Annotated in this window: 29 protein-coding genes; 25 read left to right on the forward strand and 4 right to left on the reverse strand. The window is 47.4% G+C overall.

Translation table 11 applies throughout. From position 1 onward, the window contains the following. Positions 1-153: 153 nt before the first annotated feature. From recA to J7E21_RS04105, 10 genes are all read left to right on the forward strand, one after another. Positions 154-1,221, forward strand: a complete 1,068-nt coding sequence (gene recA, locus J7E21_RS04060; protein ID WP_215104987.1) for a recombinase RecA — start codon at positions 154-156, stop codon at positions 1,219-1,221. A gap of 228 nt (positions 1,222-1,449) precedes the next feature. Then, positions 1,450-3,009 carry a ribonuclease Y gene (gene rny, locus J7E21_RS04065; protein ID WP_215104988.1) on the forward strand — a complete coding sequence of 520 codons (1,560 nt, stop codon included), beginning with the start codon at positions 1,450-1,452 and terminating at the stop codon, positions 3,007-3,009. A 67-nt stretch (positions 3,010-3,076) separates the two neighbouring features. Further along, positions 3,077-3,874: a TIGR00282 family metallophosphoesterase gene (locus J7E21_RS04070; RefSeq protein ID WP_215104989.1), complete on the forward strand. Its 798-nt coding sequence runs from the start codon at positions 3,077-3,079 to the stop codon at positions 3,872-3,874. Between the two features lie 347 nt (positions 3,875-4,221). Continuing rightward, positions 4,222-4,650, forward strand: coding sequence for a YlbF/YmcA family competence regulator (locus J7E21_RS04075; RefSeq protein WP_215106097.1), 429 nt, complete (start codon positions 4,222-4,224; stop codon positions 4,648-4,650). 138 nt (positions 4,651-4,788) lie between these two features. Further along, positions 4,789-7,314 (forward strand): DNA mismatch repair protein MutS, encoded by a 2,526-nt coding sequence (gene mutS, locus J7E21_RS04080; protein WP_215104990.1) that lies wholly within the window; start codon positions 4,789-4,791, stop codon positions 7,312-7,314. Between the two features lie 4 nt (positions 7,315-7,318). Next, positions 7,319-9,139 carry a DNA mismatch repair endonuclease MutL gene (mutL, locus tag J7E21_RS04085; RefSeq protein ID WP_215104991.1) on the forward strand — a complete coding sequence of 607 codons (1,821 nt, stop codon included), beginning with the start codon at positions 7,319-7,321 and terminating at the stop codon, positions 9,137-9,139. A 66-nt stretch (positions 9,140-9,205) separates the two neighbouring features. Continuing rightward, on the forward strand, positions 9,206-10,126 hold the full coding sequence (locus tag J7E21_RS04090) for an alpha/beta hydrolase (RefSeq protein ID WP_215104993.1): 921 nt from the start codon (positions 9,206-9,208) through the stop codon (positions 10,124-10,126). Further along, entirely contained in the window at positions 10,119-11,051 is a 933-nt protein-coding gene (gene miaA, locus J7E21_RS04095; RefSeq protein WP_215104994.1) for a tRNA (adenosine(37)-N6)-dimethylallyltransferase MiaA, read from the forward strand. Before J7E21_RS04090 ends, miaA begins: the two co-directional genes overlap by 8 nt. 31 nt (positions 11,052-11,082) lie before the next feature. Then, complete coding sequence (gene hfq / locus J7E21_RS04100) at positions 11,083-11,307, forward strand: RNA chaperone Hfq (protein ID WP_058380502.1); 225 nt, start codon at positions 11,083-11,085, stop codon at positions 11,305-11,307. 42 nt (positions 11,308-11,349) lie between these two features. Next, positions 11,350-11,652 (forward strand): rhodanese-like domain-containing protein, encoded by a 303-nt coding sequence (locus J7E21_RS04105; RefSeq protein ID WP_215104995.1) that lies wholly within the window; start codon positions 11,350-11,352, stop codon positions 11,650-11,652. 32 nt (positions 11,653-11,684) lie between these two features. Here the strand turns inward: J7E21_RS04105 and J7E21_RS04110 are convergent, their stop codons facing one another. After that, entirely contained in the window at positions 11,685-12,293 is a 609-nt protein-coding gene (locus J7E21_RS04110; protein ID WP_215104996.1) for a trimeric intracellular cation channel family protein, read from the reverse strand. Positions 12,294-12,403: 110 nt separating this feature from the next. Here J7E21_RS04110 and J7E21_RS04115 point away from each other — a divergent pair, with 110 nt between their 5' ends. From J7E21_RS04115 to J7E21_RS04135, 5 genes are all read left to right on the forward strand, one after another. Next, positions 12,404-13,636, forward strand: coding sequence for a methionine gamma-lyase family protein (locus J7E21_RS04115; RefSeq protein ID WP_215104997.1), 1,233 nt, complete (start codon positions 12,404-12,406; stop codon positions 13,634-13,636). 119 nt (positions 13,637-13,755) lie between these two features. After that, positions 13,756-14,142 (forward strand): MerR family transcriptional regulator, encoded by a 387-nt coding sequence (locus J7E21_RS04120; protein WP_215104998.1) that lies wholly within the window; start codon positions 13,756-13,758, stop codon positions 14,140-14,142. Positions 14,143-14,180: 38 nt separating this feature from the next. Then, positions 14,181-15,515 (forward strand): type I glutamate--ammonia ligase, encoded by a 1,335-nt coding sequence (gene glnA, locus J7E21_RS04125; RefSeq protein WP_215104999.1) that lies wholly within the window; start codon positions 14,181-14,183, stop codon positions 15,513-15,515. Positions 15,516-15,703: 188 nt separating this feature from the next. Continuing rightward, complete coding sequence (locus tag J7E21_RS04130; RefSeq protein WP_215105001.1) at positions 15,704-16,240, forward strand: hypothetical protein; 537 nt, start codon at positions 15,704-15,706, stop codon at positions 16,238-16,240. 60 nt (positions 16,241-16,300) lie between these two features. After that, on the forward strand, positions 16,301-16,501 hold the full coding sequence (locus tag J7E21_RS04135) for a hypothetical protein (RefSeq protein ID WP_215105003.1): 201 nt from the start codon (positions 16,301-16,303) through the stop codon (positions 16,499-16,501). 163 nt (positions 16,502-16,664) lie between these two features. Here J7E21_RS04135 and lexA read toward each other — a convergent pair whose 3' ends face one another. After that, positions 16,665-17,285: a transcriptional repressor LexA gene (lexA, locus tag J7E21_RS04140; RefSeq protein WP_215105005.1), complete on the reverse strand. Its 621-nt coding sequence runs from the start codon at positions 17,283-17,285 to the stop codon at positions 16,665-16,667. A 166-nt stretch (positions 17,286-17,451) separates the two neighbouring features. Between lexA and yneA the strand changes: the two genes are divergently transcribed. The 7 genes from yneA to J7E21_RS04175 all read left to right on the forward strand — a co-directional run bounded on the left by yneA (position 17,452) and on the right by J7E21_RS04175 (position 22,498). After that, positions 17,452-17,769, forward strand: a complete 318-nt coding sequence (gene yneA / locus J7E21_RS04145; protein WP_215105007.1) for a cell division suppressor protein YneA — start codon at positions 17,452-17,454, stop codon at positions 17,767-17,769. Continuing rightward, on the forward strand, positions 17,766-18,419 hold the full coding sequence (locus tag J7E21_RS04150) for a YneB family resolvase-like protein (RefSeq protein WP_215105009.1): 654 nt from the start codon (positions 17,766-17,768) through the stop codon (positions 18,417-18,419). The genes yneA and J7E21_RS04150 overlap by 4 nt, the downstream gene beginning before the upstream one ends. Before the next feature lie 58 nt (positions 18,420-18,477). Continuing rightward, positions 18,478-18,711, forward strand: coding sequence for a DUF896 domain-containing protein (locus tag J7E21_RS04155; RefSeq protein ID WP_215105011.1), 234 nt, complete (start codon positions 18,478-18,480; stop codon positions 18,709-18,711). An 86-nt stretch (positions 18,712-18,797) separates the two neighbouring features. Then, positions 18,798-20,798, forward strand: a complete 2,001-nt coding sequence (tkt, locus tag J7E21_RS04160) for a transketolase (protein ID WP_215105013.1) — start codon at positions 18,798-18,800, stop codon at positions 20,796-20,798. Positions 20,799-20,952: 154 nt separating this feature from the next. Then, positions 20,953-21,522 (forward strand): hypothetical protein, encoded by a 570-nt coding sequence (locus tag J7E21_RS04165; RefSeq protein ID WP_215105015.1) that lies wholly within the window; start codon positions 20,953-20,955, stop codon positions 21,520-21,522. 54 nt (positions 21,523-21,576) lie between these two features. Then, positions 21,577-21,900, forward strand: coding sequence for a substrate-binding domain-containing protein (locus J7E21_RS04170; protein ID WP_215105018.1), 324 nt, complete (start codon positions 21,577-21,579; stop codon positions 21,898-21,900). A gap of 364 nt (positions 21,901-22,264) precedes the next feature. Then, positions 22,265-22,498: a YneF family protein gene (locus J7E21_RS04175; RefSeq protein ID WP_058380516.1), complete on the forward strand. Its 234-nt coding sequence runs from the start codon at positions 22,265-22,267 to the stop codon at positions 22,496-22,498. Positions 22,499-22,636: 138 nt separating this feature from the next. Here the strand turns inward: J7E21_RS04175 and J7E21_RS04180 are convergent, their stop codons facing one another. Further along, positions 22,637-23,599: an alpha/beta hydrolase gene (locus tag J7E21_RS04180; protein ID WP_215105020.1), complete on the reverse strand. Its 963-nt coding sequence runs from the start codon at positions 23,597-23,599 to the stop codon at positions 22,637-22,639. Between the two features lie 12 nt (positions 23,600-23,611). Continuing rightward, positions 23,612-24,511 carry a hydroxymethylglutaryl-CoA lyase gene (locus J7E21_RS04185; protein ID WP_215105022.1) on the reverse strand — a complete coding sequence of 300 codons (900 nt, stop codon included), beginning with the start codon at positions 24,509-24,511 and terminating at the stop codon, positions 23,612-23,614. 73 nt (positions 24,512-24,584) lie between these two features. Here J7E21_RS04185 and J7E21_RS04190 point away from each other — a divergent pair, with 73 nt between their 5' ends. From J7E21_RS04190 to J7E21_RS04200, 3 genes are all read left to right on the forward strand, one after another. After that, on the forward strand, positions 24,585-25,769 hold the full coding sequence (locus J7E21_RS04190) for an acetyl-CoA C-acetyltransferase (protein WP_215105023.1): 1,185 nt from the start codon (positions 24,585-24,587) through the stop codon (positions 25,767-25,769). 12 nt (positions 25,770-25,781) lie between these two features. After that, a complete protein-coding gene (locus tag J7E21_RS04195) occupies positions 25,782-25,991 on the forward strand; it encodes a DUF3886 domain-containing protein (RefSeq protein ID WP_215105025.1) in 210 nt (69 codons plus the stop codon). Positions 25,992-26,435: 444 nt separating this feature from the next. Further along, positions 26,436-26,615 carry a hypothetical protein gene (locus tag J7E21_RS04200; protein ID WP_215105028.1) on the forward strand — a complete coding sequence of 60 codons (180 nt, stop codon included), beginning with the start codon at positions 26,436-26,438 and terminating at the stop codon, positions 26,613-26,615. Positions 26,616-26,685: the final 70 nt, after the last annotated feature.

The raw sequence follows: 26,685 nt of genomic DNA on the forward strand, positions 1-26,685 counted from the left end.
TTCTGGGGAATGAAAGGATAGCGGGGGATCAAATTCGATATTCTTTTATGCGAACACGAATGAACGTTCGCTTTTTTCTTGTAAATTTCTCAATAAACTAGTATACTGAAATCAGTTAGAAAAATTGTTTTGTATATAAGAGGAGGATTTCTTTTGAGCGATCGTAAAGCAGCGCTGGATATGGCGCTAAAACAAATAGAAAAGCAATTCGGTAAAGGATCTGTCATGAAATTGGGGGAAAGCACAACCCATAATGTCTCAACGGCTTCAAGTGGGTCACTGGCCCTTGATATCGCACTCGGCATAGGCGGTTATCCGCGCGGCCGTGTTATCGAGATCTACGGCCCGGAAAGTTCGGGTAAAACGACAGTTGCACTTCACGCGATTGCTGAAGTTCAAGCATCCGGGGGGACGGCCGCATTTATCGATGCAGAGCATGCACTTGACCCGGTTTACGCAAAGGCGCTGGGCGTTAACCTTGATGAATTGCTGCTGTCACAGCCGGATACCGGCGAGCAGGCACTTGAAATTGCAGAAGCACTTGTGCGAAGCGGAGCAGTCGATATTGTCGTCATCGACTCTGTCGCGGCACTTGTGCCGAAAGCGGAAATCGAAGGGGAAATGGGTGACTCGCATGTCGGTCTCCAAGCCCGCCTCATGTCACAGGCTCTCCGGAAACTTTCGGGTGCCATTAACAAATCAAATACCATTGCTGTATTTATCAACCAGATCCGAGAAAAAGTCGGCGTCATGTTCGGTAACCCGGAAGTGACACCTGGTGGACGCGCATTGAAATTCTACTCATCTGTCCGTTTGGAAGTCCGTCGTGCAGAAGCTTTGAAATCCGGAAACGATATTATCGGGAACCGGACAAAAATTAAAGTCGTCAAAAACAAAGTCGCGCCGCCGTTCCGTACAGCGGAAGTAGACATCATGTACGGCCAAGGTATTTCACGCGAAGGCGAGATCGTCGACCTTGCGGCTGACCTTGATATTATCCAAAAAGCCGGTTCGTGGTATTCCTACAACAATGAACGTGTCGGACAAGGCCGTGAGAACGCGAAGCAATTCATGCGTGAACACGAAGACATCCGCAATGAGATTGCCGGCAAAATCCGTGAACATTATGGCATGACCGCAGCCTCTTATTCCGTTGCCGGTGCAAAAAAAGACAAGAAAGAAGCGGCTGAATTCGATGTGCTGATTGATGAAAAAGAGTAAGGTTCAGTCTTAGCTTGATAGAATAATGCCAAAAAGACTGCGAAGCTATTGCTTCGCAGTCTTTTTATAGACAGGGAGCCCCGGCTTGGCAGGGTTGACACAACATAGGTCCATCTATACAATTAAAGTTGTATTATTTACTAATTTTTAAACGATTGATGAATCAAAAAGAAATGCTGATCCATCCTTTAAAAATGTAAAAAATCAATAGCAAGAGGAGGTGTCCGAATGGGATTTTCTGAGTTCATCTTCGCTTTGCTTGGTATCATCGTCGGTGTAGTTGTTGGGTATTTTGCATTGAAAAAGGCAAACGATTCCAAAATGGCAGGCGCTAAGCATTCCGCTGAGCAAATTGTCGAAGATGCGAAACGAGAAGCAGAAGCGCTGAGAAAAGAAGCTTTATTGGAAGCGAAAGACGAAAATCATAAATTGCGTACTGAAGCTGAATCTGAAATTCGAGAACGCCGATCGGAAATGCAAAAACATGAAAATCGGCTGTTGCAGCGAGAAGAAAATTTGGATCGCAAGGATGATGCTCTAAACAAACGCGAGGCCGGTCTTGAACGCAAAGATCAGGCGCTTGCTGAAAAACAACAGCATATTGAACAGATGGAGAGCAAAGCTGAGATATTGGTTCAGCAGCAACAAACCGAAATGGAACGGATCTCATCTCTGACACGCGAAGAAGCGAAAGCCATCATTCTCCGTCAAGTGGAGAACGAATTGTCGACGGATATCGCGGTGATGGTCAAAGAATCGGAAGCCCGTGCCAAAGAAGAATCGGACAAAAAAGCGAAAAACATCTTGTCATTGGCGATGCAGCGTTTTGCTGCCGATCATGTAGCGGAAACGACCGTTTCGGTGGTCAATTTGCCGAATGACGAGATGAAAGGCCGCATCATCGGGCGCGAAGGACGTAATATTCGAACGCTTGAAACTTTGACCGGCATCGATTTGATTATCGACGATACACCAGAAGCGGTCATTCTTTCCGGATTCGATCCAATCCGCCGTGAAACTGCGCGCTTGGCACTTGAAAAATTGGTGTCGGACGGTCGCATCCACCCAGCGAGAATTGAGGAAATGGTCGAAAAGTCAAGACGTGAAGTCGATGAACAAATCCGTGAAATTGGTGAACAAACCACATTTGACGTAGGTGTCCATAACTTGCATCCAGACTTGATCAAAATACTCGGTCGCCTCCGCTACCGCACAAGCTACGGCCAAAACGTCCTGAAGCATTCAGTCGAAGTGGCGTTCTTGTCGGGCCTTATGGCAGCGGAGCTTGGAGAAGATGTGACACTTGCACGACGTGCCGGTTTACTCCATGACATCGGCAAAGCCATCGACCACGAAGTCGAAGGCAGCCACGTGGAGATCGGTGTCGAGCTCGGAACGAAATACAAAGAACATCCAGTCGTCATCAATAGTATCGCCTCTCACCATGGGGACACGGAAGCGACATCAGTCATTTCCGTCATCGTCGCTGCAGCGGATGCACTGTCCGCCGCACGTCCAGGTGCTCGAAGCGAAACATTGGAAAACTACATCCGCCGGCTTGAAAAGCTGGAAGAGATTTCAGAGTCTTACGAAGGTGTCGAGAAATCATTCGCCATCCAAGCGGGCCGCGAAATTCGGATTATGGTTCGTCCGGAGCAGATCGATGATATGACAGCACACAGACTCGCACGTGACATCCGAAAACGGATCGAGGAAGAGCTGGATTACCCTGGCCATATCAAAGTGACGGTTATCCGCGAAACGCGGGCCGTTGAATACGCAAAATAAAAAACGAAAAAGGCTTCGTTGAATATCCATTCAAAGAAGCCTTTTTCTTATGGGGAAAGGTGATAGCATGAAAATTTTATTTATCGGAGATATTGTCGGGTCGATCGGGAGAGACGCTCTGGAATCGTATTTGCCGAGACTCAAACGCAAATATGCGCCGGATGTCGTCATTGCCAACGGCGAAAATGCCGCAGCAGGACGAGGCATCACGAAGGCGATCTATCAAGACTTATTGTTCATGGGTGTCGACATGGTCACGATGGGCAACCACACATGGGACCAAAAAGAGATATTCGACTTTATTGACGACGTCGATTACTTGATCCGCCCGGCTAACTTCTCAGATGAAGCACCGGGGCGCGGCATGGCAACGGTAACGAAAAACGGCAAAACCTTGTCGGTGATCAATTTGCATGGCCGGGTGTTCTTGCCGGCGCATGACGACCCGTTTAAAAAAGCGGATGAGTTGATTGCGGAAGCTAAAGAATTATCCCCGCTCGTATTTGTCGATTTCCATGCAGAAGCGACGAGTGAAAAAATCGCGATGGGCTGGCATTTGGATGGCCGTGCTTCTGTGGTGGTCGGGACGCATACGCATGTTCAAACAGCGGATGCGCGCATCTTGCCGGGCGGCACTGCATACATTTCAGATGTCGGCATGACCGGCCCGTACGATGAAATTCTCGGCATGAAACGCGATTCTGTGTTGTACCGCTTTAAAACGAATATGCCGACGCGCTTTGAAGTGCCGAAAACGGGTCGTTCGATCGTTAGCGGTTTTTTCACGGAAATCAATGATGACAGCGGAAAAGCTGTGTCTTTTAAAAGAATCTATATCAATGAGGATTATCCATTTCAAAACTGACCGTCAGGCCGTGTCGATTTAACGACAATTCGCCTGCTGGCTTGTAACCGGCGGCAGGATTTCAGTATAATAAAGACAGTTGCAGATACACTACTGCACTGGGGCGTATGACTCGTGAGAAGACTGTTTGTGAACCATTAACTGTCTTATTCAAGAGCAGCCCTTCAGCAGCTTGCCACGCTGCGAGCTGAAATTCTTGTCGGGCTTCGCTGGTTCGCTGTACAATCATAAGCGACAGAAAAGCGAAGTGTGAGTGCATAACGCATTGACATAGGCCAAGAAAACTAAAATATGTTCATATCGCTGCAGCTGTGGCCGATTGGACGAGGAAATGGGTGTCTAAGGAAATGACGTATACAAAAGAGCAAATCGTCGCGAAAGCGCGTGAAGTGGCAGATATGATCGCTTCGACAGAAGAAGTGGATTTCTTTAAGCGTGCAGAAGCGCAAATTAACGAAAACCAGCAAATCCGCGAGAAAATTGCAAGCCTCAGAAGTTTGCAAAAACAAGCGGTCAATTTCCAGCATTACGGAAAAGAGCGTGCGCTTGAATTGATCGAAAAGAAAATCCAGAAAATCGAAGATGAAATCGATTCCGTGCCGGTTGTTCAGGAATTCAAGCAATCCCAGAGCGATGTCAATTCGCTGTTGCAGATGGTATCGACCGCAATCGCTAACCAAGTTACAAACAACATCATTACAGATACCGGCGGAGACCTTTTGCGCGGCGAAACCGGCTCTAAAGTTAAAAATGAAGGCGGCAGCAGCTGTTCCTAATCGATAACATGAAATGTCGCAACATAGCGATATCCATAAAAACTGAAAGAGCTTAAGCTCTTTCGGTTTTTTCGTTTTTGGTCATGAGTTTGTTATAATAGAAAAACGAACTATTGATTGAATGAGAGAGGGTTAAACATGTCACCGACACCAATGATCCAACAATATTTGCAAGTGAAATCCGATTACCAGGACGCGTTCCTATTTTTTCGCCTCGGCGATTTTTATGAAATGTTCTACGACGATGCCATTAAAGCATCGCAATTGCTCGAAATTACATTGACGAGCCGCGGAGGCAACGGAGATGACCGCATTCCGATGTGCGGGGTCCCGCACCACGCGGCCAAAAACTATATTGACCAATTGATTCAAAAAGGCCATAAAGTAGCCGTGTGCGAACAAGTGGAGGATCCGAAGCTGACAAAAGGCGTCGTCAAGAGGGAAGTGGTCCGCCTCATCACACCAGGAACGCACACCGAAGGCAAAAGCGTGGACGCCAAGACGAATAACTTCATAGCGGCTGCCGATGGATTGGATGGCGGCTTCGGCCTGGCGTATTTGGATATTTCGACCGGAGAAGCGACGGCAACGTTTATAGCAGGCGGGGAGAAAGCATTGCTCAATGAACTGCAAGCTTTGCATATCCGGGAACTGGTCGTCTCTGAACAATTGCGCCTGCTGCTCAATGAAGAAGAGCAGGAGCTCATTTTGTCGGTGGAACATATGGAAGCACCTTTCACCGTGGATGAGAGGATGTTTTCCGAATGTCCGGAACAGCTGAAGATGAGCGGCAAGCGGCTTTTGGCATACATCGCCGCCACCCAAAAACAATCACTCGATCATATCCAGCCGTTTTCCTTCCGGGAAAGCTCACGTATATTAGGTATTGATTTTCATTCAAAGCGCAATTTGGAATTAATCGAATCGATCCGTGGGGCAGACGCGAAAGGGACTTTGTTATGGCTTTTGGATGAAACCGTTACAGCGATGGGTAGCCGCAAACTAAAGCAATGGCTGCATCAGCCGCTGGCGGACCGCTACGCGATTGAAGCGCGCCAAACAATGGTCGAAGCGTTGATGGACCGTTATTTTGTTCGTGTGGAACTGCAGCAGCTGTTGAAAGAAGTTTATGATCTGGAGCGGCTCTCGGGGCGCATAGCGTTCGGCAGTGCCAGTGGGAGGGATTTGGCGCAATTGCGCAACTCACTGGAAAAGATTCCGCAGCTGATGGAAGAATTGGCAGCTTCAGGGCACGCAGCACTCGAACAATTCAGTACAGTCTTGGATCCATGTCCGGAAGTATGTGAGTTACTGACGGCGATCAGCGACAACCCGCCGCTTTCCGCAAAAGAAGGAGGCATTATCCGTGATGGCTTTAATGCACAATTGGACGAATACCGGGATGCATCGCGCAACGGCAAAGATTGGATTGCAGAACTCGAACAGAAAGAACGGACAAAAACCGGAATCCGTTCATTAAAAATAGGCTATAACCGCATTTTTGGTTATTATATTGAAATTTCGAAAGCCAATATGCATTTGGCGGATCTTGACCGGTACGAGCGCAAGCAGACGCTCGCAAACGCCGAACGTTATGTTACGCCGGAGCTGAAAGAAAAAGAAGCCTTGATTTTAACGGCTGAAGAGAAAAGCCTGACACTTGAATATGAGCTGTTTGTCAGCGTTCGTGAGCAAGTGAAAGAGTATATTTCGCGTATCCAGCAGCTTGCTGCAAAAGTCAGCGCACTCGATGTCTATATCAGCTTTTCGGAAGTCGCGGAGAAATACCGTTTCACGAAACCGACTTTCAATGATGGACGGACGATTTCAATCCGCGAAGGGCGCCATCCCGTTGTGGAGAAAATGCTCAACAAACAGCATTATGTGCCGAACGACTGCGAGTTGGACGATGCGGGCAATATGCTATTGATTACCGGTCCGAACATGTCCGGTAAAAGTACGTATATGCGGCAAATCGCCTTGACGATTGTGCTCGCACAGATCGGCAGCTACGTACCGGCCGCTTCGGCTGAACTGCCGATCGTCGATCAGATTTTCACGCGTATCGGTGCCGCGGATGATTTAGTGTCCGGGCAAAGCACATTTATGGTCGAAATGATGGAATCGCAATACGCCATCACCCATGCGACGGAACGCAGTTTATTATTATTCGATGAAATCGGCCGCGGAACGTCGACCTATGACGGTATGGCGCTGGCACAATCGATGATTGAATACATCCATGAAAACATCGGGGCGAATACTTTGTTTTCGACGCATTACCACGAATTGACGGCACTTGAAGATACGCTCGATAAACTGAGCAATGTCCATGTTTCCGCGATGGAACAATCCGGAAAAGTCGTCTTTTTACATAAAGTAAAAAGAGGGCCAGCGGACAAAAGCTACGGAGTGCACGTTGCAGAACTCGCCAATTTACCGGAACCGATTCTTAGGCGTGCCCGCGAATTGTTGGTCAGTTTTGAAGCGGAAAACCACAAGCCGCAGCATCAAGCGGAGCAATTATCGTTTTTTGATGAGCGCGATACCACGAAAGACGAAGTGCTGCAGTCGATCATCGACGCATCCATTTCTAGGATGACGCCGCTAGATGCGTTGCAGCTAGTCAACAGTTTGCAGGAGAAATTAAGCGGAAAGGACTGAGTGTATGGGCAATATCCGATTGATGGACGAGCCGCTGTCGAACAAAATTGCAGCAGGTGAAGTGGTAGAACGGCCAACGTCTGTCGTAAAAGAACTGGTCGAAAACGCAATCGATGCCGGCAGCACCGCCATCGAAGTGCTGTTGCAAGAAGCCGGGCTGACGTCGATCCAAATTATCGATAACGGGGCGGGCATGGACTCAGAAGATGCCATTCTTTCCTTTTCCCGTCATGCCACCAGCAAAATTGAAAATGAACACGATTTGTTCCGCATCCGTACACTCGGTTTTCGTGGAGAAGCGCTCGCAAGTATCGCCTCCGTATCGAAAGTGGCGCTGCACACTTCCACCGGCGAATCGGGAACTTATTTGGAAATGGAAGGCGGCAGGCTAATTGAACAACGTGCTGGGGCACTGCGCCAAGGCACAGACATCCGCATCGCTCAGCTATTTTTCAATACGCCGGCACGCTTGAAATATATGAAAACTTTGCAAACTGAACTGGGCCACACGATTGATTTGATGAACCGCTTCGCACTTAGCTACCCACACATATCGTTCCGTCTCGTGCACGACGGCCGGCCATTGTTGCAGACAGCCGGCAGCGGAGAAGTCCGCCGTGTGTTGGCGGATATCTACGGTGTGGCCATCGCCAAAAAGATGGTGGCGTTTGAAGGCGAGTCTCAGGATTACCGGGTCGAAGGTTTTGCTTCTTTGCCGGAAATCACACGAGCCAATAAAAACTACATTTCGCTGTTCGTCAACGGCCGCTGGGTCAAGCACTATGCCATCGCCAACACCGTGCATAAGGCATATCATACATTTTTGCCGCTCGAGCGCCAGCCAATCGTCGTCTTGAATATCAAAGGCGATCCGTATTTGACCGATGTCAATGTGCATCCGTCAAAGCAGCAGATCCGCTTGAGCAAGGAGAAGGAATTGCTCGAACTCGTCCACGACACGATCCGCCAAGCTATTCAATCGGCGGTCCGTGCGCCGGTCATCGAACGCCCGAAACACGTCAAGCAAGTGCCGAGCAGGCAAATGGATTTGTGGAAACGGGCTCCGGCAGAACCCGCAGGGCAGGAAGCAGAGACAGTTCGTTCGATTGACTGGAAACAAGAGCGGCTGCAGGAGCGAGGGGAAGACTTCGGAATCGAGCCGACTGTAGATTCACGAGAACAACGGCACGAGCCAGTAGAGGATGTTGAGGAGCGGCAATCCGCCGCGGAAAGCCCGCAATTTCCAGAGCTTGAAGTCGTTGGGCAAGTTCACGGGACATATATCGTAGCCCAAAGTACGGACGGCTTTTATTTGATCGACCAACACGCAGCCCAGGAACGGATCAAATACGAATATTACCGTGAAAAAGTAGGTGATATCGATTCAGGCGAACGCCAATCGCTGCTCTTGCCGTTAACCTTTCATTACAGCCGCAACGAAGCGCTGCATTTAAAGGAGCAATTGCCGGCTTTGGAAGAGAGCGGTGTTTTTCTGGAGGAATTCGGCGATACATCATTTATCGTAAGAGAATATCCGACCTGGTTTCCGAAAGGTTTTGAACAGGAAGTCATCGAGGATTTGATCGAGCAAGTATTGGCTGACCGCAAAGTAGATATTAAAAAACTGCGCGAAGAAGCGGCGATCATGATGAGCTGCAAGCGGTCGATCAAAGCCAATCATTACTTGCAAAAGCATGAAATGGAACGATTGCTGGCAGATCTCAAGAAGGTGGAACAACCTTTCACTTGTCCTCATGGGCGTCCGGTCATCATCCATTTCAAAACTTATGATATCGAGAAGATGTTCAAGCGTGTAATGAATTGACGCGCAGCGTGACGACAATAATAAACTATGGAAGCTATAGATCAACTGACAGAAAGGCGGGAATCGATGGAATCGACGAATGCATTCGTTCGTGCGTCAGATGGCCACGAACTATATAACTTGATATGCCATGCAGAAAAACCGAAAGCTCATGTACACATCATACATGGTATGGCCGAGCATAGCGGGCGTTATGACAGGTTTATCCGCTCGCTCGCGGAACAAGGATTCACGGTTTCGGCTCACGACCAAAGAGGCCACGGGAAAACAGCGGAGCGCAATGGCCATACGGGCTTTTTTGCAGAAAGCGACGGCTTTTCGCGTATCGTTTCGGATGTAGAAGAAGTGGTCCAACATAGCCGCCAATCAATCGGCGAACTGCCGCTGGTCGTGTTGGGGCATTCTATGGGATCCTTCGTGGCGCGCCGCTATTTGCAACTGCATAGCGAGAAAGTTTCTTGTGCAGTGCTGTCCGGTACGGGAGGGCATCCCGGAATTTCTCTTATAGCGGGCAAAGTGACAGCCAAAAGCATTAGCCGCTTGGAAGGGAAAACCAATAGCAGTCCTTTTCTCGGAAAACTGATCTTCGGTAGCTACAATAAAGACTTTTTAACGGAAAAATCCAAGTTTTCCTGGCTCAGCCGAGACGCAGAAACAGTAAAAAGCTATGAGGCCGATCCGTGGTGTGGATTTGAAATGACCAATCAGTTTTATGTCGACTTGTTCGAAGGGCTCGACATCATTCATCGGATGGAACAAGTCGAGCGCATCCGCAAAAGCCTGCCGGTCTTGTTCATCAGCGGCTCGATGGATCCGGTCGGAGCAAAAGGCAGCGGTGTTTTCGAAGCAGCTGAACAATTCCAGCAGGCCGGTATCCAGACCGTCAAAGTGTATATAGCAGAAGAAGCACGCCACGAAGTGTTGCATGAACTGAATGCGGAAGTTTCCCAGCAGGCCATCATCGATTGGATAGTCCAACATGGTTGATGTCATAGCGGTTGTCGGACCGACCGCTTCCGGCAAGACCGCACTCGGCATCAGACTTGCAAAGCAACTGGGCGGCGAAATCATCAACGGGGATTCGATGCAGATCTACCGGGGCATGGACATCGGTACAGCGAAGGTCCGGCCGGAAGAGATGGACGGCATTGTCCATCACCTTTTGGATATCCGGGAGCCGGAAGAGCCTTTTTCCGTTGCGGAATATCAGCAATTAGTGCGCAGTAAAATCGCTGAAATCCAGCAACGCGGAAAAATCCCCATTGTGGTCGGAGGTACGGGTTTATATGTGCAATCAGTGTTGTTCGATTATCGCTTTGCAGAGCAGCAAGCCGATTCGGAACTGCGGCACGCTTTGCAAGACGAGCTTGAACGCGTCGGAAAAGAGGCGATGCACCGTTCATTGTTGTCACTGGATCCGAAAATCGACATTCATCCGAACAATACGAGGCGCGTCATCCGTGCGCTCGAAATCCTGTTGAGCGGCGAGGAAAAAGAAGATGGCAGTTTGGCGCAAACACCGATGTATAACGAATTGATCATCGGGCTGGATATGCCGCGCGAAAAGCTTTACGAACGGATCGACCGGCGCGTCGACATGATGATGCAGCACGGCTTGCTAGAGGAAGTTAAGCGCTTATACGATCGTAGGCTGCGCGATGTACAATCGATTAAAGCAATCGGTTATAAGGAATTGTATGCGTATTTTGACGGCCATGACAGCTTAGAGGAAGCGACGGAAAAGCTGAAACGCAATTCGCGCAAGTATGCGAAGCGCCAATTTACGTATTTCCGCAACAAACTGCCCGTGCTGTGGGTGGATGCGACAGCGGGGGCAGAAAAGAATCTGGAAGAAATTATGCGGTTTTTGCAGGAAACAGACCGCAATCGTCGAATTGAAACAGATGGCTAATACTAAACGATAGAGAAACAGGGGGAGTTCCATGAAACCGGTTAATATCCAAGATGTCTATTTAAATCAGCTTCGCAAAAACAATATCTTCGTTACAGTATTTTTGCTGAATGGATTCCAATTGAAAGGCACGATCAAATCCTACGATAATTTCACGGTGCTCGTGGAAACGGAAGGCAAGCAGCAATTGATCTATAAGCATGCCATTTCCACTTTTTCTCCAGCAAAACCCGTATCCATCGAGCATCAGGAGTAAATTTCACAACGATTGCGTACTTAAACGAGGAGGAAATGTCAAATGAAGACGGTAACTGCAGATGAACTGAAACAAAAAGTTGAAGCAGGCGAAACGGTCCACATCATCGATGTCCGTGAAAAAGATGAAGTCGCTGCTGGAATGATTCCGGGAGCGCAGCATATCCCGCTCGGTGAATTGCCGGAGCGTACCGGAGAACTTGATTCTTCGCAGGAATATTATGTCGTCTGCCATGCTGGTGGACGCAGCGCGAAAGCTTCTGAACACTTGGAATCCAACGGCTTCCATCCAATCAACGTCGAAGGCGGCATGTCTTCTTGGCGCGGTGTCACGGTTTACGGATGAAAAAAGGCTGATCGGCAATTGCCGATCAGCCTTTATGTTGTCGTGAGAATTTTTCGTGTCGGCAGCTTCCATCTGTATGTATAAGATAGAATCCGCAACAGCGTAATGATGAAAAACAAGATATATAGCATCAAGTCGGTCCGCACCATTTCAATGCTGATCAACAGTCCGGCCATAGCAGCCCATACTGCGTATATTTCGGCTTTTAACACGAGCGGCTTTCTACCGGCAAGAAGATCGCGGACCATTCCGCCGCCGGAGCCCGTCAGTACAGCGGCAACGACTGCTGCGTATACCGGAAGCCCCAGTTCAACTGCGAACAAAGCGCCTTGCACTGCAAACGCAGACAAGCCGATAGCGTCAAAAAAATACCCCCAACGATTCCAGTGGCTGAGCGTTTTTTGAGGAAATAAAAAAACGACCGTAATGGAAATGAGTGCCAGCTGAAACATGAATTCCTGTTCCCACAGAGCGGATACAGGAACGCCGATCAATATATTCCGGATTGCTCCGCCGCCGAATGCGGTGACGACACCGAGCAGGTAAACGCCGAAAATGTCGTATTCCTCTTCCATGGCAATAATTGCCCCGGAAATTGCAAATGCAATGGTGCCAATGGCGCTTAGTACTTCCCAAGCCATTATTCGACGCCCTCCTTAACTTTTAAACAACTCTATGAATTGTAGCAGAATTCAAGACGATTTCAAATAGCAGACCGGCCAATAATCATCTAAGAGAAATGGAGATTCCCATGTATACTACTATCCAAAAAACTGAAGACCTGATTCGCCCTCAGCTAGCAGCTGCAGACAAAATTGCTTTATACAATCAACAGAAAGTGCTAGAGGCATTCCATCGCCAAAAAGTGAGCGATCACCACTTTCACCCCTCCACCGGTTATGGCTATGATGATGAAGGGCGGGATACATTGGAGCGTGTCTATGCGGATGTATTCAAAGCACAAGCGGCACTCGTCCGCCCGCAGATTATTTCCGGAACACACGCTATCACGATTGCGCTGTTCGGCATTTTGCGCCCCGGGGATGAATTGCTCTATATTACCGGCCAGCCTTATGACACGCTCGTGTCTATCGTGTCGGGAGGAGAACAGGATACCGGGTCACTAAAGGATTTCGGCATCAGTTATAGGCACATTGAGCTGACTGAAGACCACGCAGTAGATTGGGCGGCGGTTAGAGCGGCGGCAAACACCAACACCAAAATGATCGCAATACAGCGCTCGAGAGGCTATGACACCCGTCCTTCTTTTACTATACGTGACATTGAAGTGATGGTGAAGCGGATCCGTGAGATCAAGCCGGATGCTGTCATTTTTGTTGATAATTGCTATGGTGAATTCGTGGAACTGAGAGAACCGATCGAAGTCGGCGCGGATCTGATGGCAGGATCTTTAATTAAAAATCCGGGAGGGGGACTGGCCAAGATCGGTGGTTATATTGCCGGAAGACACAGTTTTGTGGAAAAATGCGCTTACCGCATGACTTCACCGGGTATAGGAGGGGAGGCTGGCGCTTCACTTAATGCGCTGGCGGATATGTACCAAGGTTTTTTTATGGCGCCACATATCGTTTCCCAATCATTAAAAGGCGCCATTTTTACAGCAGCTCTTTTGGAAACGGCTGGTATGGCGACAAGTCCGCATTTTACGGCTGAACGCACCGATTTGATCCAGTCAGTATCGTTCCAGACAGCTGAGCAAATGATCGCCTTTTGCCAAACAATCCAAGCGAATTCACCGGTCAATGCCCAATTCTTGCCGGTACCGGCATATATGCCTGGCTATGAAGATGATGTCATTATGGCAGCTGGCACATTTGTTCAAGGTGCCAGCATTGAATTGACGGCAGATGGCCCGCTGCGTGAGCCGTACACAGCATTTGTGCAAGGCGGTTTGACGTATGAACATGTGAAAATCGCGGTTATTAATGCTCTTCGGGCATTGGAGAAGAAAAATCTGCTGTAAGTGAATGCAAAGAACTAGCATAAATGAAAAATCATGTAAGAAAATCTAACATCAGTTTGACAAATAACCTGACATGTAATAAACTGAAAATGTAGTAATTATTGAAATGGGTGAAACTTATGACAAATCGGGTTCGCCGCACGATGCCCATTCTCCCGATCAGCATCGTCATGCAGCTGACGGATTTGACAGCACGGCAGATCCGCTATTACGAAGAACAGAAGCTGATCAGCCCTGCTAGAACAAATGGCAATAAGCGCATGTTTTCCTTAAATGATGTCGATGCACTAATCGAGATCAAGGATTATCTGGAGCAGGGTCTCAATGTCGCGGGCATCAGAAAACTGCATGAAACAAAAGAGACGCCACGAAATGACCAAGCCGAGCCGAAAACATTGAGTGATGCAGAGCTTCGCAGTTTGCTGCGAGAGGAAATGAAGCATCAGGCCAGGCCATTTGATAAGGCGTTTCAACGACAAGGTGATTTATCCCGCTTCTTTAAATGAGTGGGTTACATAATATAACTTAGGAGAGTGAACAGTTCATGGGCAAGTTTACAAAAGAAGACATTATTCGTTTAGTAAAAGAAGAAGACGTCAATTTTATCCGCCTGCAATTCACCGATATTCTGGGAGTTATTAAAAACGTAGAAATTCCGACATCTCAGCTTGATAAAGCACTCGATAACAAAATGATGTTCGATGGTTCATCGATCGACGGATTTGTCCGCATCGAAGAATCTGATATGTACTTGTTCCCGGACCTTGATACATGGGTCGTATTCCCATGGATTACCGGAAAAGGGAAAGTCGCACGTTTGATTTGCGATATTTACAACGCCGATGGCACGCCGTTTGCAGGAGATCCGCGCACGAACTTGAAGCGCGTATTGAAAGAAATGGAAGAGCACGGCTTTACACATTTCAACCTCGGACCTGAGCCGGAATTCTTCCTGTTCAAACTTGATGACAGAGGCGAACCATCTCTTGAACTGAATGACCACGGTGGCTATTTTGACCTTGCACCGATGGACCTTGGTGAAAACTGCCGACGCGACATTGTCCTTGAGCTTGAAGAAATGGGCTTCGAAATTGAAGCGTCCCACCACGAAGTGGCACCAGGACAGCACGAAATCGACTTTAAATATGCAGATGCCATCAAAGCTTGCGATGATATCCAGACGTTCAAACTGGTTGTTAAAACGATCGCACGCAAACACGGCCTTCATGCAACATTCATGCCGAAACCATTGTTCGGCGTCAACGGTTCGGGCATGCATATGAATGTTTCCTTGTTCAAAGGCGACGTAAATGCGTTTCTTGATGAAGACGGCGATATGAAATTGAGCAAAACCGCTTACCAGTTCATGGCGGGCATCATCGAGCACGCGAAAGGATTTACTGCGGTGACAAACCCGACAGTCAATTCATACAAACGTCTCGTGCCAGGCTATGAAGCACCTTGCTATATCGCATGGTCAGGCCAGAACCGTAGCCCATTGGTACGGATTCCTGCTTCTCGCGGTCTGTCGACACGCGTGGAAGTGCGTTCTGTTGACCCAGCTGCGAACCCTTACTTGGCAATGGCTGTCCTTCTTGGCGCCGGCCTTGACGGCATCAAGCGTGATCTAACGCCGCCAAAAGCTGTAGACCGCAATATTTATGCAATGAACAGAAAAGAGCGCAAAGAAGTTGGCATTGAAGATTTGCCAGGCTCATTGTCTGCAGCTCTTGATGAGTTGCAAAACGATGAGGTCATGACAAAAGCACTTGGTTCGCATATTCTCAACAACTTTGTGGAAGCGAAGGAAATTGAATGGGATATGTTCAGAACAAGCGTCCACCCTTGGGAGCGCGAGCAATATTTGAAAATGTATTAATCCAAAACCGGAGCCCAGAGCTCCGGTTTTTTTGTGTTGAGCCTAGCTCTGGGACTTCTGAAGAGGAAAACGAACGCGTTATGCTAAATTAAATCAAAAGATTGCATCCTTTCACATATACGTTAGGAAGTGGAAACGTGGTAAGATTTTACTTATTATGAAAGAACTTTTACATTTGGAGGGGTAACATGCGGTTTTTAAATGTCATTGTAGTATTTCTCATCGCGTTTTCACTGAGTGGAATCGCTTTATATGCCATCGGGCCGAATCTTTCGACAGAAGCGGTGACGCAAAGAGCATTAACACAGCTTGAAGAAAGCGGCAAGATGGAGGAAATGGTTCAGTATATCGAGTCGGATCCAAAAGTGAATCAGTATATGGAACAACTGGAAACTCAGGCAAATGTTCAACAGGACCTGCAAAGTGGCACTAATGAGTCTGCTGATGGGACAAAAGAGGAAATGTTGGAAACCACTGCTGAAGATGCTGGAAACCGGTTAAATGCGCCAGAAGACGAAACTTTGGCATTCGAGACGAAAGAAGACGCTGCAAAAACCGTCATAAAGAAAGTCGGCTTCCGAAATTTATTGAAAATGAAAAATGCTGTGGAAAACGACACGATGACCGCACCGGAAGTCTTGAAGGAACTGGAAGAGGATTTAAACGAAGAGGAAATGATGGCCTTGAAAGTAATGATCTTTAAGGAATGGCAAAACCGAAATTAAGCGCAATTTGTGCTACACTTAAGAATGCATATTCATTCTTTTTTGAAGGGAGGAATCTCGGTGAAAACTTTTCAAGTAGAATTCTTCTTTGATCAAGGAAACTCCATTGTCCATAGTGTAAAAGCAATCGACAAGGAATCGGCCATGAGCCAAATCCCGTCGAATGGCACATACGAACTAACTGATGAAGCTAGCGGAAAAATATACCGCATCACAATCAACTTGGTTAAATACATTGTCATTGGAGAAGCCAAAATTTAGTAATAGTTCAATATAAAAAAGCTGGTGCATATTGCACCAGCTTTTTTATATTGAACTATTAAGTTTACATAATATGATTATTTTGAATGAAAAGAGACATAGAAAAAAGGAGGAAGCATGTTTTCTACCTTTTTTCTATGTCTCTAATTAATAAAGATAAAATTTAATGGATCTGGCGGTAAACGCCAACGACTTTTCCGAGAATGCTCACTTGGTCTACGATGATCGGATCCATTGAAGAGTTTTCCGGCTGTAAGCGGAAGTAATTGTCCTCACGGAAAAAACGTTTGACGGTCGCTTCATTTTCTTCGGTCATAGCAACGACGATATCGCCGTTATTGGCTGTTTGTTGTTGTTTGACGACCACATAATCGCCGTTTAGAATGCCTGCCTCGATCATACTTTCACCCATGATTTCAAGCATGAAGATGTGGTCTTCCTCTGTTCCGTATGTTTGCGGCAGCGGGAAGTACTCCTCGATGTTTTCAATCGCAGTGATCGGTATGCCGGCAGTAACTTTACCGATAAGCGGAACGTGCAGCACGGGGCTTTTATCGATCAGTGAATCTTCTGAGCCGATAATTTCGATTGCTCTCGGTTTTGTCGGGTCTCTGCGGATCAAGCCTTTGCTTTCGAGTCTAGCTAGATGGCCATGTACAGTCGAACTCGAAGCTAACCCTACAGCTTCTCCAATTTCGCGGACAGACGGTGGATAACCTTTTGCACGGACTTCATCTTTTATGAAATTCAGGATGTCTTCCTGACGCTTGGATACTTTTTTCACCAGTTTCACCTCTTTATAGGATTTCTTAATGATTAACTATCCTTATTATAACAACTTGGGCACTGAAATGCAAACATAGGTTCGAATTTTTTCTTGACAAGAAACATCTGTTCGCTTTAATATGAGAACATACATTCCGAACAAAATTCTAAAGGAGGCGGCTTGAATGACATTCTTTCGACGGAACTCATATTTGGTTTTCTTTTTCTCATTGATTGTAGTATTCACTTTTTATTCAGTGATTAGCCATAATGCCCAAAAACAACAGCTTGGCGAGCTTCAAATTGAAAAAGGTGATACGCTGTGGGAACTAGCTGAATCTTTCAGTGGCGAAACCCCACAACATAAATGGATAGAAGAAATCATGGAAGTGAATAATTTGACGACAACAAAAATTATGGCTGGGCAATCGCTGAAGATCCCTGCCGAGCAATTGAATTATTCCCCAGATAAAACGAAATACTATGCAGGTGATGCTGAATGAAGAAAAAGGCTTTGGTTTACTGCCGCGTAAGCACGGCGAAAGACGAGCAGGAAAGTTCACTCCAACGGCAAGAAGAAGAATTGATGAAGTTTGCATTCGAACAAGGATACTTGGTGGAAGAAGTTTACGTGGACCAGCATAGCGGATATGAGATGGACCGCGAAGGGTTGCTCGAAATGCTCAACCAGATCAAATCCCATCCGGTCGATGCCGTATTCATCCAAGATGAAACGCGCCTTGGCAGGGGACATGCGCGCATTGCTTTGTTGCACGTGATGAAAAAACACGAAGTTGATGTGTTTACTTTATCCGATCAAGGGCCGATTGCGTTGAACGATATGGACGACATGGTGCTTGAGATACTCGCCATAGTGGAAGAATACCAACGCAAAATCCATAATGCAAAAATCAAACGCGGCATGAAGCGGGCGGTGGAGAATGGTTATAAACCGGAACGCAATCTGAAGGGCAAAGGCAATCCTGATGGCCGCGAGCGGCTTGAATTGCCAGTGGACCAGATTGTCAGCTTAAAGATGAGTGGTTTAACGTTCCATGAAATTGCCGTCACGCTGCAAGGCTTCGGCTATCAGGCCAGCAAAGCGACCGTGCACCGGCGCTATAGAGAGTATCAGCAAATGAAAGAAAGCTGAAATCTTGCACAGTCCCGCCTTTTTTTGTACGATGGAGCAGTAGAAAGGGGGACTTTACGTGTTATCTCCAGAAAAGATCAAGCGTATTAACGTGCTATCCAAAAAGTCCAAGCGAGACGGGCTTTCTAAAGAAGAGGCATCAGAACAAACTGCCCTTCGCGAGGAATACTTGCAGAATTTCCGGCAGTCAATGCGGGGGACGATTGAAAACGTAACTGTCATCGATCCGGAAGGAAAAGACGTTACACCAGATAAAATCAAGAATATCCGAGAGAATAAGTATTTGAATTAATACTTATTCTCTTTTTTCGTTGTATTCTTTCCTATAGTTGACTAAACTAAAATAGGATTAAATTTAGTTTCAGAGAGGATGTAACAATGTCAAATCATGCAGATCAGCTCGCAGTTACAACTATTCGAACACTTTCAATCGATGCTATCGAAAAAGCGAACTCGGGACACCCGGGACTTCCAATGGGCGCCGCACCAATGGCGTATACACTCTGGACAAAGTACATGAACCACAATCCGAAAAACCCAGATTGGTTCAACCGTGACCGTTTCGTCCTATCAGCAGGGCACGGCTCTATGCTGCTATACAGCTTGCTTCACTTAAGCGGATATGGTTTAACGATGGACGAGATCAAGAATTTCCGACAGTGGGATTCGAAAACGCCTGGCCACCCGGAATTCGGTCATACAGCTGGTGTTGAAGCGACGACTGGCCCACTTGGCCAAGGAATCGGCATGGCTGTCGGTATGGCTATGGCTGAACGCCACTTGGCAGCTACATACAATAAAGAAGGACTTGATATCGTCGACCATCATACGTTCGCTCTTTGCGGAGACGGCGACTTGATGGAAGGCGTTGCCGGAGAAGCGATTTCCCTTGCCGGTCATTTGAAACTAGATAAATTGGTCGTTCTTTACGATAGCAATGATATTTCGCTGGATGGCGATTTGTCGATGAGCTTTTCAGAAAACATTCAAAAACGTTTTGAGTCGTACGGCTGGAACTACCTGCACGTAGAAAACGGCAACGATTTGGATGATTTGTCTGCAAAAATTGCGAAGGCAAAAAATGACACTGACAAACCGACATTGGTCGAAGTCAAAACAGTCATCGGCTATGGTTCCCCGAACAAATCCGGCAAAGCGGATTCACATGGAGCACCGCTCGGCGAAGATGAAATGAAACTGACGAAAGAATACTATAAGTGGACGTTTGAAGAGGATTTCTACGTGCCGGAAGAAGTATATGAAACATTCAGTGAGGCGACAGAATCACTCGGTGCAAAAGCGGAAGCGGCATGGAATGAATTGTACAAGCAATACGAACAGCAGTATCCGGAACTTTCGGCTCAATTGCAATCCGCAATCCGCGGCGACCTGCCGGCTGATTTTGATGCCGATTTCCCTGAATACGAAGTAGGCAAATCGCAAGCGACACGCGCATCTTCCGGCGATATGGTCAATGCAATTGCAAAAGCAGTTCCGTCATTCTTCGGCGGCAGTGCCGATCTTGCCGGTTCGAACAAGACGAACATCAAAGGCGGCGGTGATTTTGATGCTGATCACCCGGAAGCCCGCAACATCTGGTTCGGAGTCCGTGAATTTGCGATGGGCGCTGCAATGAACGGCATGGCACTTCACGGCGGCTTGCGTGTGTTCGGCGGTACGTTCTTCGTATTCAGTGATTACGTCCGTCCAGCGATCCGTCTAGGCGCTTTGATGGGCTTACCGGTAACATACGTCTTCACTCACGATAGCGTAGCGGTCGGGGAAGATGGCCCAACGCATGAACCGGTCGAGCACTTGGCATCATTGCGTGCAATGCCGAACTTGAGCGTCATACGTCCGGCTGATGCGAACGAAACAAAAGCAGCGTGGCGCTTGGCACTTACTTCCAAGAACAAGCCTACTTTACTCGTACTATCCCGCCAAAACTTGCCGGTGTTAGAGACGACTGGTGAAAAAGCGGAGGCAGGCGTTGAAAAAGGCGCTTATGTCGTATCTCCTGCTGACGAGGCACAGGCACTTCTTCTGGCGACAGGCTCGGAAGTCAGCCTTGCTGTAGAAGCGCAGAAGCAATTGAAAGAGCAAGGCATTTCGGTGTCTGTTGTTTCGATGCCATCGTGGGATCGTTTTGAACAGCAAGACAAAGAGTATAAAGAATCCGTCTTGCCGAAAAGCATCACAAAACGCTTGGCAATTGAAATGGGCTCATCTTTCGGATGGGACCGTTATACAGGATTTGAAGGCGATATCTTAGCGATCGACCGCTTCGGTGCAAGTGCACCGGGCGAGAAGATCATTGAAGAATTCGGCTTTACACCAGACAACGTTGCAGCGAAAGTCAAGCATTTAATCAACGGCTAACTTTCCTTGGAATATATGTTCCATCATTTTAAACAGTTTATTTGAAACCGCCAGAGAACTCTTTCTGGCGGTTTTCTCTTGTCTGAAAACATTTTTTTGCCGGTTAAACTTTTCACAGCCCCCTCCGGTTATAATCGAAATAAGGAGTGGGATTATGAAGGAATTATGGAATTTAATACCAGCAACTGCTGTTTTTATCGCTCTAGGCATTGTTGGTTTTTTCGGGGGTATCATGTTGCTGTTATCGGGGGAAAGGCAGTGGTTGCCGTTATTTTTCACAACATTGATCTTTCTATTTATCGTCTTTGTGCTGTCACTGCGGAAACTTTCCAGAATAAGATGGAAGCAGACCGCAGCTGGCTTTTTGTTGTCAGGACTCCTCCTATCGATTTGGCCGCTACATCAGCTGTATCTCGACACTAGACCAACTGTTTCTGCCGAGATTGACGCCTATATGTACATGCCATTTCAAGAGGATTCCAACCTGCAAGTGCTGGGTGAAACGCCTACTGTGGAATTCAAAGGGGAATTGCCGCGGCTTGACGGTGCGACCGCGCTATACCCGGTATATGCTGCAACTGCAGAAATGCTGTACCCTGAAAAGTGGTATGACCCATATGACAGTGAAGTGATGGTTAATACCACACCTGATGCCTATTTGAATTTATTCAATGGCACAGTCGATGCCGTTTTTGCAGCAGGACCTTCCGAGGGGCAGCTGTAAACAGCAAAAGCAAAAGGGCTGCAGTTAAACTTAACGCCAATCGGCAAAGAAGCGTTGGTCTTTTTTGTCCATGCTGAGAATCCGGTGGATGCGCTGAGCACTGCTGATATTCAAGCTATTTATAGCGGTAAGCAAACGAATTGGTCGGCACTCGGCGGTGAAGATCAACCAATACGTGCGTTCCAGCGGCCGGAAGACAGCGTACGCCAAACAGCATTGCTGAATTTCATGGGCGATGTCCCAGTGATGCGTGCGCCGATTGAAAACATGGAAGAAGGAATGGGCGGCATTATCGAGCAAGTTGCCGAATATAAAAACCATTCGAATGCGATCGGCTTTACGTTCAGGTTTTACGGGGGAAGAAATGGTTGGCAATGAGACCATTAAATACGTGGCGATAGACGGCATTTCCCCGTCTGTAGAGACAATCCGCAATAATGAATACCCGTTGAGCTCGGAGTTTTATATCATCACCACACAATATAGCAGCGAGACATCATTGGAAGTAGCCGACTGGTTCACAGCTGCTCAGGGGCAGCGCCTCATTGAAAAGAGTGGTATGCACCGTAACGGCCCAACAGTGACTGAAAGGGGCTGTTGGCGATCTCTGTGCACGAAGCAAAATACGCGCCCTTGCTTATTCCGCATTTTTTAATCCCGTTCATATAGTCACGTCTCTAAATTTATAGTATAATCCTTTTTGGTGCATGATTTAATTGGCAACATGAAGGAGGTAATTTGTATGGACACATGGATCTGGATTGTTATCGTTATCGTGGCTCTACTCGCAGGTGTTGCACTTGGATTCTTTATCGCTCGTCGATATATGATGAAATATTTGCAGGACAACCCACCAATCAACGAAGAGATGCTGCGGATTATGATGATGCAAATGGGACAAAAACCATCTCAAAAGAAAATCAACCAAATGATGGCTCAAATGAACAAAGCCTCGACAAAACCGGGCAAAAAATAAACGCTTATGCAATTATTCGCCCATAGGTGATGAATACAAAACAACCACTGTTTCGCTAATAGCGAAACAGTGGTTGTTTTTTTGCTGTGAACTAATGGGGTGCCCTGCACACAGCTAGCAGCCAGCTGATGAATCCATTCAGCTTGGAATTTGTGCAACGATGCCTGGATGTATTCTAGGCAACAGCAAATCATAGTCACTTAAAAAATCCGCAATCGTTGCTTCATATTCTTCGGGATTCATATTATATGACTGCGCATGTTGGCCTTCGTCGAATAGCTTCAATTGCTTGGCGCCTTGTTTTAATTTAAATAATTCTTGGCTCATTTTCGGCAAGACGAATTCATCGTTGACACTGTGGATAAACAGCACCGGTTTGACAATGTTTTTCACGACTTCGCGAGGCGACACAGTAGTGATGGAATAGCCGTCGCGCAACTTCAAGAATACATTCGCCAGGCGCAGTGCCAAGGTGGTGCGCATCGGTGTCGTAGTGCGCATGACGTGAAGGATTTGTTCGCTGATGTCGGAGTAGGCACAATCCGATATATAGAAATCGGCCGAATCCTCCATGCCTGCATATAATAGTGTGGTCGCTGCCCCCATCGATTCACCGTGGATGCCGAAGAATAAAGAGGGACCCATGTGAAGCTTCAGTGCCTGGACGACCGCCTGGAGATCCAGTTTTTCATAATGGCCGAAACTGGTCGTCTTGCCGCCGGATTCGCCGTGTCGCCGATGGTCATAGACGACCGAATTAAAGCCGAGGCGTTCGAACAGCCGGGCGTATTTCAATGAGTTCACTTTGGTTTCGGTCACCCCGTGGCAAATGACGACATAACGGTCGGTCGCATGCGGTTCCAGAAAAATCGCTTTGATCGGATAGCCATTAGCGGATTCGATCCATTGCTCACTTTTATTGGCATTGTCATACCACACTTCATCGTAGCGTTTGGCGTTCGTTTCACGCTCCAAAATGAAGGCATCGTCTTTTTTCTTCACATACATCAGACGATTACTGGCCAGGAATCCTAAAATGGCAAAAGAAGCGGTCAACGTGCTCGATGCTACAGCAGAAACTATCAATAGTCGCTTTTTCATGGCGCACACACCTCATTTTCTGTTTTTGTACAAAGTATACATTCCTGTTTGCAAGGAATTCGATACATGCGGTTCGATCAACGAAATGGCTTCAAACAATTTGTCTAGATCCACTCCAGTATCGACGCCCATCCGGTGGAACATATGGACAAGGTCTTCCGTCGCGGCATTCCCGGTAGCTCCCGGTGCGAACGGACAGCCGCCAAGCCCGCCAGCCGAAGCGTCGAAACGGTCAATACCGGCTAGAAGAGCCGCGTAAGCATTGGCGAGCGCCATCCGTCGCGTATCGTGGAAATGGGCAGCAATCAGGATGTCCGGAAATTGTTTTTTCAATCGGCTGAACAGTTCATGGCTTTCCTGCGGATTAGCCATGCCGATCGTATCGGCGACGCTCAGTTCATCGACTCCCCAATCGACGAACTGTCGACACAAATCGATCGTGTCTTGCGGATTGACCGCGCCTTCAAACGGGCAGTAAAATGCTGTCGAAATACAGGCACGGACGAAAATGCCGTCCTGCTTTGCTTTTTCGATGAGCGGCCGCAGATTCTCCATTGCTTGCGCAGTGGATTTATTGATGTTTTTTTCATTGAACGAATTTGAAACGCCGACAAATATAGCAATAGAATCAACGCCGGCTTCCAAAGCGGAAGTGATGCCCCGTTCGTTCGGCGTCAGCACCAACTGCCGGCCGAACTTTTTCGTGCCGGCAACAATGTCGCGTGCATCCGCCATTTGCGGCACCCATTTCGGCGATACGAAAGATGTCAGTTCCATTTCGGACAGTCCGGCTGTTTGCAAGGCGTGAATAAAGGCCAGCTTGTCTTCTGTTTTGACTGTCTTGGCTTCATTTTGTAGACCGTCCCGCGGGCCAACCTCGATTATCGTAGCTGTTTTTGGTAAACTAAACATACTATCCCCCCTTAGCTTTATTGTAGCGATAGGGGGGATAAAAGAGCAAGAAGCAGACAAGGGGGAAAAAGAAATGTCACAAGAAATCGTAATTGCGAGCGCTGTCAGAACGGCAGTCGGTTCTTTCCAAGGGGCTTTAAAAGATGTGCCGGCGACGGATCTAGGCGCAATCGTCATCAAAGAAGCACTAGCGCGCGCGGGGGTAGCGGGCAATCAAGTATCTGAAGTCATCATGGGCAATGTCCTGCAAGCAGGGCTCGGCCAGAATCCGGCGCGCCAAGCATCCATCAAAGCAGGTCTTCCGGAAACGGTTCCTGCGATGACCATCAACAAAGTATGCGGTTCCGGCTTGAAGTCGGTGCATTTGGCATATCAAGCAATTTTCGCAGGTGACGCAGAAATCGTTGTCGCCGGAGGAATGGAGAATATGAGCCGTGCGCCGTATCTGCTCGAAGGAGCTAGAGATGGTTACCGTATGGGCAATCAAAAAGTGGTCGACAGCATGGTCCACGACGGACTGACGTGTGCGTTCAACAATTACCATATGGGGACGACTGCGGAAAACCTTTGCGACCGCTATGACATTTCCCGTGAAGAACAAGATAGCTTCGCTGCACGCTCCCAAGCAAGAGCTTCAGCAGCAATCGAAAGCGGCCGTTTCGATGAAGAAATCGTGCCTGTTGAAATTTCACAGCGCAAAGGCGATCCTGTCATTTTCAAAACGGATGAATACGTGAAAGTCTCTTCGACGGAAGAGAAGCTGGCCAAACTTCGTCCAGCGTTCAAAAAAGACGGCACTGTAACTGCAGGGAACGCATCCGGCATCAACGATGGAGCGGCAGCGGTAATTGTCATGACGAAAGAGAAAGCTCAAGAACTCGGCATCGAGCCGCTTGCCGTGATTTCAGCGAACGGCAATGCTGGAGTCGACCCTGCAGTAATGGGGATCGGACCTGTACAAGCGGTGAAAAATGCGCTTGAAAAAGCTCAATTGACATTAGGGGATATCGATTTGATTGAAGCGAACGAAGCATTCGCTGCGCAATCAATTGCGGTGGACCGTGAATTGAAATTTGATCACGAAAAGCTGAATGTCAATGGTGGAGCCATTGCCATCGGCCACCCGATCGGCGCCAGCGGGACACGGATTTTTGTGACATTGCTGCACGAAATGAAAAAACGGGATGCCAAGACGGGTCTTGCGACTTTATGCATCGGCGGCGGCCAAGGAGTCGCAACTATAGTAAAACGCCCATAAGGAGAGAGAATGATGGCGAAAGACAATAAGCAAGATAACGGCCTTTTTTCAGAAGACCAGCTGTTGAAGCTGAAAGAAACGAAAAAAGAGCTATTGAAAGATCAGCAAAAAGTCGAAGAGGAAAAAGAAGCGCAGCGCCAGTTTGAACGCAAGCAGCGCGAAAAGAACATGTCGTTTGCAGAACTGCTCGAGCGTCACGGGGATTCAGGCGATAAATACTGAACACGAAAAACACCTTCCAGTTTATCTTAATGGAAGGTGTTTTTCGTTCAAGTGAACCAATCGAATATAAATACAAATGCATAAATTGGCACGCCAACGATGAGTGCTCCAGCAACCAAATAAGAAATGCCCCATAAGATCCATCAGGCGATATCGCGGATTGCGCCCGCTAAATCATCGATAAACTTCATAAGCTGCTCCTTTCTATGCTGGGTGGATAAGATAGAGGAATCCATTTTTTTCTATTTTATCAGACTAACAAGACAGCTGTGAATCGAAAATCGAATTAACTATAAATTTCCAAAATATTTTTATTTCCCATTTCTCAACAATTGATATAATGGAAAAGTAAACTAACCGCTGTATCGAGCGGTAAACGCTTGTAAAAAAAGGGCTGCTCAAAAGCCAACGAGCAATAGGACATGATTGCAGGAGGAGCAAACAATGACGGATGAAGAATTGCCAGCAAATGCACAGCTTGAGGGGAACGCCAAACTAGAGGAGAAAGAGAAAAGTGTGATGCTTCGGCCTGAATCCAGGCCACTTCTATACTTCGGTTATTTCGTAGTGGTTTTACTAGTGTTTTCGACGGTTTTTTCAGTTATTAAAGTAGTGGCGGAATAATCGCTTTTTTCTGGCTATTCTTTACCTTTTTGTGAAACGTCTTCCTAATTCATTCGTATATTGTATGGCA

Source organism: Planococcus sp. ISL-109 (assembly GCF_018613655.1).
Taxonomy (GTDB): Bacteria; Bacillota; Bacilli; order Bacillales_A; family Planococcaceae; genus Planococcus.

Bases quoted from the DNA above. Each gene is read 5' to 3' on its own strand.
- glnA (WP_215104999.1), top strand. From the start codon at position 14,181: ATGGGCAAGTTTACAAAAGAAGACATTATTCGTTTAGTAAAAGAAGAA.
- yneA (WP_215105007.1), top strand. From the start codon at position 17,452: ATGACATTCTTTCGACGGAACTCATATTTGGTTTTCTTTTTCTCATTG.
- J7E21_RS04130 (WP_215105001.1), top strand. From the start codon at position 15,704: ATGCGGTTTTTAAATGTCATTGTAGTATTTCTCATCGCGTTTTCACTG.
- J7E21_RS04190 (WP_215105023.1), top strand. From the start codon at position 24,585: ATGTCACAAGAAATCGTAATTGCGAGCGCTGTCAGAACGGCAGTCGGT.
- mutL (WP_215104991.1), top strand. From the start codon at position 7,319: ATGGGCAATATCCGATTGATGGACGAGCCGCTGTCGAACAAAATTGCA.
- J7E21_RS04110 (WP_215104996.1), bottom strand. From the start codon at position 12,293: ATGGCTTGGGAAGTACTAAGCGCCATTGGCACCATTGCATTTGCAATT.
- hfq (WP_058380502.1), top strand. From the start codon at position 11,083: ATGAAACCGGTTAATATCCAAGATGTCTATTTAAATCAGCTTCGCAAA.
- J7E21_RS04090 (WP_215104993.1), top strand. From the start codon at position 9,206: ATGGAATCGACGAATGCATTCGTTCGTGCGTCAGATGGCCACGAACTA.
- J7E21_RS04200 (WP_215105028.1), top strand. From the start codon at position 26,436: ATGACGGATGAAGAATTGCCAGCAAATGCACAGCTTGAGGGGAACGCC.
- J7E21_RS04180 (WP_215105020.1), bottom strand. From the start codon at position 23,599: ATGAAAAAGCGACTATTGATAGTTTCTGCTGTAGCATCGAGCACGTTG.
- J7E21_RS04195 (WP_215105025.1), top strand. From the start codon at position 25,782: ATGGCGAAAGACAATAAGCAAGATAACGGCCTTTTTTCAGAAGACCAG.
- J7E21_RS04175 (WP_058380516.1), top strand. From the start codon at position 22,265: ATGGACACATGGATCTGGATTGTTATCGTTATCGTGGCTCTACTCGCA.
- J7E21_RS04115 (WP_215104997.1), top strand. From the start codon at position 12,404: ATGTATACTACTATCCAAAAAACTGAAGACCTGATTCGCCCTCAGCTA.
- J7E21_RS04150 (WP_215105009.1), top strand. From the start codon at position 17,766: ATGAAGAAAAAGGCTTTGGTTTACTGCCGCGTAAGCACGGCGAAAGAC.
- J7E21_RS04070 (WP_215104989.1), top strand. From the start codon at position 3,077: ATGAAAATTTTATTTATCGGAGATATTGTCGGGTCGATCGGGAGAGAC.
- rny (WP_215104988.1), top strand. From the start codon at position 1,450: ATGGGATTTTCTGAGTTCATCTTCGCTTTGCTTGGTATCATCGTCGGT.
- tkt (WP_215105013.1), top strand. From the start codon at position 18,798: ATGTCAAATCATGCAGATCAGCTCGCAGTTACAACTATTCGAACACTT.
- mutS (WP_215104990.1), top strand. From the start codon at position 4,789: ATGTCACCGACACCAATGATCCAACAATATTTGCAAGTGAAATCCGAT.
- J7E21_RS04105 (WP_215104995.1), top strand. From the start codon at position 11,350: ATGAAGACGGTAACTGCAGATGAACTGAAACAAAAAGTTGAAGCAGGC.
- J7E21_RS04075 (WP_215106097.1), top strand. From the start codon at position 4,222: ATGACGTATACAAAAGAGCAAATCGTCGCGAAAGCGCGTGAAGTGGCA.
- miaA (WP_215104994.1), top strand. From the start codon at position 10,119: ATGGTTGATGTCATAGCGGTTGTCGGACCGACCGCTTCCGGCAAGACC.
- J7E21_RS04120 (WP_215104998.1), top strand. From the start codon at position 13,756: ATGACAAATCGGGTTCGCCGCACGATGCCCATTCTCCCGATCAGCATC.
- J7E21_RS04165 (WP_215105015.1), top strand. From the start codon at position 20,953: ATGAAGGAATTATGGAATTTAATACCAGCAACTGCTGTTTTTATCGCT.
- J7E21_RS04185 (WP_215105022.1), bottom strand. From the start codon at position 24,511: ATGTTTAGTTTACCAAAAACAGCTACGATAATCGAGGTTGGCCCGCGG.